Below are 7,779 nucleotides of genomic sequence, written 5' to 3' on the forward strand. Positions count from 1 at the left end.
GATCGCGGCAATGGCCATCAAGAGCTGCACAATTTCCCTCTCCTCGAAATCCGCAACGCCCGTCAACTCATCGACGGTGGAGAGACAGCAACAACGGTTGCCCGCGATCTTGGAATGTCCAGAGCAACTTTTAATCGCCGAACGCGGTCATTGAACCCCACCAGAGTCTCATCTGAGGCGTCAGAACGTGCCCGTATAACCTCCCCCACGCCGACCGGTGGATTTAGGATTAGTACCGGCCGGGGTAGTACGGGTAGGGCGGGTAGACATATCCCGTTCCCCAATAGGGCAAGAACCCGTAATAACCATAAGTTTCATAAAAGAAGACGTTGTCGTCAACGAGATCGGGATCATAGGGCGGAGATCCAGCCACAGTTTCGGTCAATAGGTTCAGGTGCACGTCTTTATCGCCGATATTGGTGATCGCGTCGACAGGAATGAAAGACTTATCTTTGTTAATTCCCAGAAAACCGCCCGTGGCGACTTCAAAGAATCGCACTTTCTCTTCCTGCTCGTCGATCAAAAGAGCGTCCACTTTCCCGAGGTTATTGCCGTCCTTGTCGAGAACTCGGTGCCCCCGGATGTCGGAATCCGTCGCGGCGATGGTCATATGGGTGTCCTGTAGCCGGACAAGCTTGCTGCGCTCTGCAGATGTCATAATTCAAGTCCTTCCAATCGGTTGTGAGAGTGAGGATTGCAAGGAAGCGTCCAAAAAAGAGGGTTGTGCATCGGGGGTCTTTTGTCGATGCCGCCTAGGCTTGTCTCAGACAAGCAGTCGAGAACCTCAGTCTCTTTCCAGTCGACGGCTGGCTGCCTTGATGAATGGTGACCACACGGTCGTTCATTTTAGAGTCGACGGAAAATTTTTCACTCAATAACTGCTCAGGGAAGTTCTTACATAGTGCGCTGCTGAGGGGCGGAGCCATGATTTAAGGATATGACTGCGGGCCCACTTGGTCAAGGAGTCGCATTGAACGATAGAAAACCTCTGCGTGGATTTTTTTGTTGCTTTATTTGAAACCTCCACTTAGGCACGGTCTTGAAACAGTTAGTGAATATGCATTCCTGATGTCTATTCAGCAACGCGTTTCCTCGATATCCCGGCTCATATGCCAAGCAGCAGCCTGTTTTATACGGGATTGACTCTCCTATCTTGCGGTCGAACCGAGGAGCAACCGCATCAATCGACGCCGCATCGGCTGCGAGTAAATTGCGTTTGCCTTCCTGTCACAAAACGCTGGTTCTCGCTGTGAGTCGCGACCTGTCCTGGCATGCGTAAAAAAATGAGAGCCCGAGGTCGGACGCAGTGAGGAGCACGGCGACAAGAGTTATCCGCGGATGCAGCGCGTTCTAGCCGTACCCCCGTTGACTGGGCACCTCACAGGAGAATTTTCACATGTCAAACACACGACGGGAGTTCACTCCTGAGTACAAAGATGAGCCTGTGAAGCTGGCGATCAATACCGGTCAGGCGGTCACGCCTGTGCATTCCCAAGCAGTACGCACAGCCGTTGATCTGCAAAGCACGAATTTTCATAAGCGCCAACAGAGGCTCACCCAGACTTCCCGCGTGGATGTACTTTTCGGGGAGAGGGACATCGGAGTACAGGCCTCAGGACCGACGTCGGGGACGAAAACGCGTTACTCGAATGTCATAGTTTGTCTGTTTTTGCGGTGCGTGTGCGTCGAGTGGCTCCTATGGAGTGTGTCGCCCGATGAAGTCATCGATCAGATGCACGACGGTGTCCAGCTGTTCGTCCAAGACGAAGTGCCCGGTGTCGAGCAGGTGCAGTTCAGCAGACGGTAGGTCGTCAAGATACGCGCGCGCCCCTGATTCAGAAAAGAACTGATCGTTACGGCCCCAGGGCAATAGCATGGGGGGCTGGTGCTCGCGCATCCACGCTTGCCACGCGGGATACAGTGCGACGTTGGACTGATAGTCATAGAGCAAATCCAGCATGATCTGGTCTCGTCCAGCTTGATCAAGCCAGTGTTGGTCCAAGGTCCAGACGTCCGGATCGACGAAATCCGGATGCGCGGCCCCCTCGAGATGTTGGGAGCGCGTTGCCTCAGCTGTAAGCGCTCCGCGGATGACAGGCTCCATCTCCTTCTGATTTATCCAGTACTGAACCACCGGCTGCATATTCGGTCCTAGTCCGGACTCGTAGGCGTTGCCATTTTGTGCAATGACTCCCTGTATCCAATTCGGATGTCGCGCCGCGATGCGATACCCGATAGGAGCGCCGAAGTCGAAAACGTACATGAAGAACGCGTCGATGCCGAGNATACATGAAGAACGCGTCGATGCCGAGGGTGACCAGAAATGCTTCGATAACCTCGGCGACGTGATCGAAAGAGTAAACAAAGTCCCCGCCGTCACTACTCGAGGTGGGAGCACTGCTGTAACCGAACCCCGGGTAATCCGGTGCAATGAGGTGCACCCGGTCGCTGAGCCGATCCATCAAGTGCGCGTACTGGTGCGACGCAGCAGGGAAACCGTGCAGCAGAACGAGCGTCGGCGCGTCCGCGGGGCCCACTTGCCGATTCATTCGGCTCCGGGGGCGAGGCATTGACGTGTCCAGGCTGCGGCGTCCAGATGAAGCAAGAGCGCGTCGATTCAAGCTATTCCTGGCACCACGCACAATTGCTCATCAGAAATGCGACTGTCATAACTTAGGTGAGATAGGACATCACGGGAGTTCTATTCAGCAGATTCTGCAGTGGATACATTACTTGCTGACTTGATATCTATTAGCGATCATTTCACCCAACACATTATCCGACATATCCCCCGCAAAATGCTAGCCTCGGCTCATGACTTGGGTGTGCGGTCTGTTCAGAACCCACTCGGGAACGGCCGTACACACTTGGCTCCCTCTGTGTCCGGACGCGGCTGGGACAGGCGGCCGTATGCTCGGCGGTGGAGGCGCTTCTCGCCTACAGCACTGACGCCGGTGCTGGAACGACTTAGGCTAGGCAGCATGACGGTCGAACAGGTTGAGCAAGGACCGCGCCGAGTCGCGCGCACTGTCGAGGTGCCGGCTTCGGCCGACGACGTCTTTGCGTTGGTGGCTGATCCGCACCGTCACGGTGAGCTGGACGGCTCGGGCACCGTCCGCGGCACAGTGTCGGGGCCGCAGCGGCTCAGCCAGGGCGCACAATTTTCGGTAGCGATGAAGCAGTTCGGCGTCCCGTATCGCATTACCAGTACGGTGACGCGCATCGAGGAGGGTCGGCTTGTGGAATGGCGTCACCCAGCGGGCCACCGGTGGCGCTGGGAACTCACGGCGCTTACGCCCACGTCTACGCGCGTCACTGAGACGTTCGACTACAGTACCGTCTCAGCCGTGCAGGGCAAGGTCTTCGAGTTGCTCGGCTTTCCTCGGCAGAACGCCGCTGGCATCGAAGCCACCCTGCGCCAACTCGCGTCGCGTTTTGCTCGCGCTTGACTTGACGGTGCTCACGTCCTGACCGGACGCCGAGGCCCCGTCTGCACGGGCGCATGCCTCACCAGATGCTGCCAGCGGTGCGGTCGGAGGCTCTATTTTTTTGTCAAGCGGCCAGTTGGTGTTCAGTTTCGTAGAGGGTACCGTCTCGGAGCATGGCGCATAAATCATTACAGCGGCGTCGGGCGAGTGCGATGTGGGCTTGGTTGTGGCGTTTGCCTTGGGCGATTTTTCGGTCGTAGTAGGTGCGGGAGACGAGGTCTCGGAGTGCTGCGAAGGCGGACAGGTACAGGGGACGTTTGAGGATCTTGTTGCCTCGTCGGGAGGGATGTTTGCCGCGGATTGAGCTGCCGAAGCGTCGGGTCACGGGTGCGAGGCCGGCGTAGGAGGCGAGGTGGCTGGCGGTTTCGAAGTGCTTGCCGGTGACCTCGGTGAGGACCCGAGCTGCGGTCCTGACGCCGACTCCGGGCAGGCTCGTCAGGACGGGGAAAGAGGGTGGTTGTTCATCAGCTTCTCGACCTCGACGGCGATGTCGGACCGTTGTCGGCGTAGGGCCGCGAGCTGTTCGGCCAAGCGTGAATGCCCAGTTCGACCGGGTCCTGGACGCATTGGAACACAAGCTCCCGAAAGCGTGCGCATCTCGACGCGGCCAGGGCCGACATTCTCGCGTTCACAGTGTTCCCGAAAGAGCTCTGGAAACAGATCTGGTCGAACAACCCGAACGAGCGCTTAAATAGGGAGATCAGGCGCCAGACCGATGTCGTCGGGATCTTCCCTAACAGGGACTCGATCATCCGTCTCGTGGGAGCTGTCCTTGCCGAGCAACACGATGAATGGGTCGAGTCCCGCCGCTATCTCGGCCTCGATGCCCTGGCCAAATCTCAGGCCGTCGGAACCGTTATGCCCGAGGAGGTGGCTATCGAGATCTCTGCCCTCAGCGCCTAATCAGCCGAGGGATCACAGGGAAACCGAGACACCACTCAAAAGGACTTGACCGGGGACTCCTGCTTCTGAGCAGGTTCCAGCCTGACGATGACGGCCTTGGATACCGGTGTGTTGCTGTCGTCGGCTACTTTGTCCAGGGGAACAAGAACGTTCGCCTCGGGAAAGTACGTGGCAGCGCATCCACGGGCGCTGGGATAGGCAACCACACGGTAATTGCGCAGTACTCGCTGCGCGCCATCATCGTGCACGCCGTGAATGTCCACCTGCTGGCCGTCCTCCAAGCTCAGTTCAGCGAGGTCTTCCGGATTCACGAAGACCACATGCCGGCCTTTCTTGATGCCCCGGTAACGGTCGTCGAAACCGTAAATGGTGGTGTTGAACTGGTCATGGGATCGCATAGTCTGCAGGATCAAGGTCGCGGCCGGCCGGCCAATAAACTCAAGCCCGTTGACAGTGATCATGGCCTTGCCCGTGGGCGTGTGGAAAGTGCGCGAGTCTCGAGGTCCGTTCGGCAACACAAAGCCGCCATCCTTCCGGATTTTTATGTTGTAGTCCTGGCATCCTTCCACCACGTGCGAGATGTGTTCGCGGATCAGATCGTAGTCTTTCTCGAATCCAGGCCAATCAGCGTTGGTCTTCTCCCCGATCGTCGCCCGTGCCAAGCGGGAGATAATGGCAACCTCGGAAAGCAGGCCAGGTGCAACCGGTTCAATCACGCCGAAGGAGGGATGCACCGCACAGACCGTGTCTTCGACCGACACGAATTGCTCTCCCGATGCCTGTCGGTCGACCTCGGTGCGGCCCATGGTCGGAAGAATAAGCGCTTCCTTGCCCACGACCGCGTGGGAGCGGTTCAGTTTGGTGGAGATCTGGACGGTCATGTCCGTGCCGTGCATCGCGGCTTCGGCGGCATTGGTATCCGCGATCGCCCCGACCAGGTTGCCTCCCAATGCCATGAAAAATTTGATGCCGCCGTCACGCATGGACTGGATTGTCTTGACCGCGTCCACTCCATGATCAATTGGCGGCTCGAAGCCGAATTCCTTGCCGAGTGCGTCCATGAATGACTGTGGCATTTGCTCCCAGACACCCATGGTCCTGTCGCCCTGGACATTGCTGTGGCCTCGGATCGGGCAAGCGCCAGCGCCCGGCTTGCCGATGTTTCCGCGCAGCAGAAGCAGGTTGATGATCTCCTTGATCGTGGCGACCGCTTTCTTGTGCTGGGTTATCCCCATCGCCCAGGTGATGATGACCCTCTCAGCTTTCAGGTATCGGGCCGCCAACTCATCGATCTCGTCTATGCGCAGGCCAGTCGCCTCCCGGACTGCAACGTCGTCCAGCTCCGCGAGGTGCAGTGTGAGCTCCTCCAGCCCTTCACAGTGCTCGTCAAGGAATTGGCGGTCCAGAACTGTTCCCGGGTTTTCGGCCTCAGCGTCGAGCACCCTTTTGGAGACGGCCTGTAACAGGGCCATGTCCCCGCCCAGCCGGATCTGAATGAACTGATCGGCAATCTCAGTCCCGTGGCCGATGATGCCCTTGACCTGCTGCGGGTTCTTGTATCTTCTCAGTCCCGCTTCCGGCAGGGGATTTACGGCGACAATTTCCGCGCCGTTGTCCTTGGCTTCCTCGAGAGCAGTGAGCATGCGGGGACTGTTGGTTCCCGGATTCTGGCCCATGATAATGATCAGATCGGCCTTGCCGAAATCATCGTAGGCGATCGTGGACTTGCCAATTCCAATGGTCGGGTCCAAGGCCCGACCGGTTGATTCGTGGCACATATTGGAGCAGTCGGGCAGGTTATTCGTCCCGTAGCCGCGGGCGAAAAGCTGATACGCGAAGGCGGCCTCGTTGGACGCGCGACCGCTGGTGTAAAAGACAGCCTCATTGGGGGACTCGAGGCTGTTGAGCTTGTTGCCGACGATGGCGAATGCCTTGTCCCAGCTGATAGGCCGGTAGTGGTCCTCACCGGCTGGCTTATAGACAGGTTCAGTCAGGCGTCCCTGCGTGCCCAGCCAATACTCCGAACGCGTGAGCAGGTCGCTGACCGAATGCTCGGCCCAAAAACTGGAGGACACGACAATGGGCGTCGCTTCCCAGGTCACGGCCTTGGCGCCGTTTTCGCAGAACTCGAATGCCTTGCGATGATCAGGATCCGGCCACGCACAGCTCATGCAATCGAAGCCGTCCTTCTGGTTCAAAGACAGCATCGTCTTTCGCGTTCGATCCACGCCCATATCCTTGATCGCCGGAATCATTGAGTGCAGCACACCGGGCATCCCAGCGGCCCAGGCCTTAGGCTTCCCAACTTCAATGTCGCTGTCTTGAGGTTCGTTCGCCGGAGGGTTCTCGCGCATCATGACCACTCTCTTCCCGCTTGTAACAGCAGCGACCAGAATCAATCGTGCCGACCATATCAGGACTAACAGGTGCGCTCAGGCATAGCAACTAAAACGATTAAATTGCCAGCCCCGACGCGAGTCGCCTGAGCGAATGCAGGCATTTATCGAACACTGTCACGTTGGGAGACGAGACCGTGGGCGTCCGATATCGAACACATGTATAGGGTGGTCAGCTACGTGAAGCGGCACAGGGCACGGGGCACAGATTTCGACGCCGAGCACTCACGATGGCGATACTCGTGATGAACAGGGGAATGACCCACTAAAAACGTAGCGGCAGGGGAACTGTGCGGTCTGGTTCTCCCTGCCGCGCACGCCGTAATTTGGACCACAGAAGCTAGGTCACATGGGCCGCTAGGTGTTGGCCTATTCGGGCTTGAGGATAACCTTGGTCCACCCGTCGGTGCGGTCGCCGAAGTTCTTATAGGCATCCGAGGCATCGCTAAGGGGAATCTCGTGAGAAACGATCCATGATGGCTTGGCCTTGCCCACGGCAATTAGCTCGCGCAACTGCCGATTATATTTCTTCACCGGGCATTGACCACTGCCAATGTTCTGGCCCTTGAGCCACTGCAGACCATAGTCAATAGCAATCTTGCCCTGCTTGGCATTCTCGTCGAAGCCGCCAGGATCTGCCGGCAGGAAGACACCGACTACGCCGATGCCCCCGGTGATGCGCACGGACTGGATCAGCCGGTTCAGAGTCATGGCAGGATCTTCGGTGCCCTGGGGGTCGTGGGCTTGATAGCCTACGCATTCACATCCCCGGTCAGCGCCGATACCCTTGGTCTGGTCCAATACGAATTGAACCGGGTCCGTTTTTGAGTCATCAACGGCGATCGCGCCGATCTGCTCGGCGAGGGCCAGCCGGTCGGGCCGCCGGTCCACAACCCAGACTTTACTGGCGCCCTTGATCATGGCAGACAGGGCAGCCATGAGCCCGACCGGACCAGCACCGTAGACCACGACCGTGTCACCGGGGATGACGC

The 7,779-nt window shown here is 58.1% G+C and carries 7 protein-coding genes and 3 pseudogenes; 3 read left to right on the plus strand and 7 right to left on the minus strand.

All coding sequences use genetic code 11. The features are described 5' to 3' along the window. Positions 1-229: 229 nt before the first annotated feature. The 4 genes and pseudogenes from E3T27_RS07850 to E3T27_RS17330 all read right to left on the minus strand — a co-directional run. The gene (locus E3T27_RS07850; RefSeq protein ID WP_134572151.1) at positions 230-658 is read right to left on the minus strand and encodes a PRC-barrel domain-containing protein; all 429 of its coding nucleotides are present in this window, start codon (positions 656-658) and stop codon (positions 230-232) included. 741 nt (positions 659-1,399) lie between these two features. Continuing rightward, positions 1,400-1,609, minus strand: coding sequence for a carboxymuconolactone decarboxylase family protein (locus tag E3T27_RS07855; RefSeq protein WP_166786151.1), 210 nt, complete (start codon positions 1,607-1,609; stop codon positions 1,400-1,402). Positions 1,610-1,696: 87 nt separating this feature from the next. Next, positions 1,697-2,263: an alpha/beta fold hydrolase gene (locus E3T27_RS07860; RefSeq protein WP_241992171.1), complete on the minus strand. Its 567-nt coding sequence runs from the start codon at positions 2,261-2,263 to the stop codon at positions 1,697-1,699. Between the two features lie 40 nt (positions 2,264-2,303). Further along, positions 2,304-2,570, minus strand: a pseudogene (locus E3T27_RS17330) (alpha/beta fold hydrolase); the annotation flags it as partial. A gap of 411 nt (positions 2,571-2,981) precedes the next feature. On the opposite strand from E3T27_RS17330, the gene E3T27_RS07870 reads away from it, so the two are divergent. Continuing rightward, positions 2,982-3,449, plus strand: a complete 468-nt coding sequence (locus E3T27_RS07870; RefSeq protein WP_134572155.1) for an SRPBCC family protein — start codon at positions 2,982-2,984, stop codon at positions 3,447-3,449. 103 nt (positions 3,450-3,552) lie between these two features. Here the strand turns inward: E3T27_RS07870 and E3T27_RS07875 are convergent. After that, positions 3,553-4,022, minus strand: a pseudogene (locus E3T27_RS07875) (transposase); the annotation flags it as partial. Between E3T27_RS07875 and E3T27_RS07880 the strand changes: the two are divergent. Then, a pseudogene (locus tag E3T27_RS07880) lies at positions 4,019-4,391 on the plus strand (transposase); the annotation flags it as partial. The pseudogenes E3T27_RS07875 and E3T27_RS07880 overlap by 4 nt on opposite strands. Before the next feature lie 35 nt (positions 4,392-4,426). On the opposite strand, the gene E3T27_RS07885 reads toward E3T27_RS07880, so the two are convergent. After that, on the minus strand, positions 4,427-6,748 hold the full coding sequence (locus tag E3T27_RS07885; RefSeq protein WP_134572156.1) for an FdhF/YdeP family oxidoreductase: 2,322 nt from the start codon (positions 6,746-6,748) through the stop codon (positions 4,427-4,429). 189 nt (positions 6,749-6,937) lie between these two features. Here E3T27_RS07885 and E3T27_RS17335 point away from each other — a divergent pair, with 189 nt between their 5' ends. Then, on the plus strand, positions 6,938-7,033 hold the full coding sequence (locus E3T27_RS17335) for a DUF3140 domain-containing protein (protein WP_420898051.1): 96 nt from the start codon (positions 6,938-6,940) through the stop codon (positions 7,031-7,033). Positions 7,034-7,156: 123 nt separating this feature from the next. Here the strand turns inward: E3T27_RS17335 and E3T27_RS07895 are convergent. Then, a partial coding sequence (locus E3T27_RS07895) for a zinc-binding dehydrogenase (RefSeq protein ID WP_166786146.1) occupies positions 7,157-7,779 on the minus strand: 623 nt, incomplete at its 5' end.

Origin of the sequence: Cryobacterium lyxosi, assembly GCF_004403345.1 — a bacterium.
GTDB classification, from domain to species: Bacteria; Actinomycetota; Actinomycetes; order Actinomycetales; family Microbacteriaceae; genus Cryobacterium; species Cryobacterium lyxosi.

What these genes read in the sequence shown, in the direction of transcription:
- E3T27_RS07850 (WP_134572151.1), bottom strand. Translation starts at nt 658, where the DNA reads ATGACATCTGCAGAGCGCAGCAAGCTTGTCCGGCTACAGGACACCCAT.
- E3T27_RS07860 (WP_241992171.1), bottom strand. Translation starts at nt 2,263, where the DNA reads ATGTACGTTTTCGACTTCGGCGCTCCTATCGGGTATCGCATCGCGGCG.
- E3T27_RS07870 (WP_134572155.1), top strand. Translation starts at nt 2,982, where the DNA reads ATGACGGTCGAACAGGTTGAGCAAGGACCGCGCCGAGTCGCGCGCACT.
- E3T27_RS07885 (WP_134572156.1), bottom strand. Translation starts at nt 6,748, where the DNA reads ATGATGCGCGAGAACCCTCCGGCGAACGAACCTCAAGACAGCGACATT.